The 1,617-nt window shown below is 69.1% G+C and carries 2 protein-coding genes; one reads left to right on the top strand and one right to left on the bottom strand.

Annotation, left to right across the window (positions count from 1 at the left end; genetic code table 11):
• Positions 1 to 1,372, bottom strand: a 1,372-nt coding sequence (uvrC, locus tag B551_RS17855) for an excinuclease ABC subunit UvrC (RefSeq protein ID WP_023264690.1), incomplete at its 3' end; no start/stop codon positions are given.
• Between the two features lie 113 nt (positions 1,373 to 1,485).
• On the opposite strand from uvrC, the gene earP reads away from it, so the two are divergent.
• On the top strand, positions 1,486 to 1,617 hold a 132-nt coding region (gene earP, locus B551_RS26190; RefSeq protein ID WP_157072023.1), incomplete at its 3' end, for an elongation factor P maturation arginine rhamnosyltransferase EarP.

The following is a 1,617-nucleotide window of genomic DNA, read 5'->3' as shown; positions in this document are numbered from 1 at the left end:
CCGCGCCCTGCTGCGCCATGTCGAGCCAGGCGCGCCGCTGGCCCTGCGGCTGGCGCACCAGCGTGATGCGGCGGCCCGCCTGCATCGTCAGCGCCTCCATCAGCGCGCCGTCGGCCGGCGCGTGGCTGACCACCAGGATCGGCGGCACCGGCTGATCGAGATAGTGCTGCGCCATGAAGGCAGCCAGCACGTTGGCGGCGACGCGTTCGGCCATCGCGGCGCCCGACTCGGCAACTTCGGCCCCTTGCGCGGCCTGGGCCGCCTCAGCGGTTTCACCGCCCACGGGCGTGGCGACGATCTCCTCGGCCTCGTCGTCGACGATCATCGCCGCCTCGTCGACATGCGCGGGAAAATACGCCTTGTCGCCCAGGTGGCGGCCGCCGCGAACCATCGCCAGGTTGACGCAGGCGCGTCCGCCCTGCACCGCCACGGCCAGGATATCGATATCGCTGCTCTGCCCGACTTCCTCGACGGCCTGGCGCTTGAGCACCGTCGACAGCGCGCCGATCTGGTCGCGCACCGCCGCGGCCTGTTCGAACTCGAGCCGCTCGGCGTGCTGCTCCATCTTCTGCTGCAGTCCCTCGAGCACCTCCTTCTGCCGGCCCTGCAGGAAGCGCGCGGCATTGCCCACGTCGCGCGCGTAGTCCTCCTCGCTGATCGCGCCGACGCACGGCGCCGTGCAGCGGTGGATCTGGTGCAGCAGGCACGGCCGCGTGCGGTTGTTGAAGACGGTGTCCTCGCAGGTCCGCAGCTGGAATACCTTCTGCAGGATCTGCATGCTCTCGCGCACCGCATGCGCGCTCGGGAACGGGCCGAAGTACTGGTGGCGCTTGTCGGTCGCGCCGCGGTAGTACGCCATGCGCGGATAGCGATGCGCCGACAGCTTCAGCAGCGGATACGACTTGTCGTCGCGGAACAGGATGTTGTAGCGCGGCGTCAGTGCCTTGATCAGGTTGTTCTCGAGCAGCAGCGCCTCGGCCTCGCTGCGGACCACCGTGGTGTCGATGCGGGCGATGCGCGACACCATCATCGCGATGCGCGGCGACAGCTGGGTCTTGTTGAAATAGCTCGAGACGCGCTTCTTCAGGTCGCGCGCCTTGCCGACATAGAGCACGCCGCCGGCCGCGTCGTAATAGCGGTAGACGCCGGGAAGTCCCGGCAGCGCGGCGATCACCGGGCGGGGATCGAAGCTGGTTTCCAGCTCCGGCTCCGGTCGCGGCTGCGGCTCCTGCGACGGCGCGCCGGCCTGGGCAGGCACAGCCAAAACGTCGGTGGACGCTGCACCGGCTTCGGGCAGCGCCGGCTCGGGCGTGTCTATGCGCGGCTCCGCCTCGGCGGGCGTGCCAATGGGTTGCGGATCCGGACGTGACATCGGGGAAGGCGGCAGGGACATGCGATCGGCCGCCGCGAACGTCGAACACCTGACGCGCGGAGGCGCGAAGGCTCGCGGGGCTCTAAAATCGCAAGTTTAGAGCAATTCCGGCCATGACCATCCGCTCCTGGGACATCTTCTGCACCGTGATCGACAACTTCGGCGACATCGGTGTCTGCTGGCGGCTCGCGCGTCAGCTGGCCCAGGAGCATGGCCACGCGGTACGGCTGTGGGTCGACGATCTG

Origin of the sequence: Cupriavidus sp. HPC(L), assembly GCF_000307735.3 — a bacterium.
In the GTDB taxonomy this organism is placed as follows: Bacteria; Pseudomonadota; Gammaproteobacteria; order Burkholderiales; family Burkholderiaceae; genus Cupriavidus.
The sequence above is the reverse complement of the archived record's forward strand: the minus strand, read 5'-3'. Positions and strand labels throughout refer to the sequence as shown.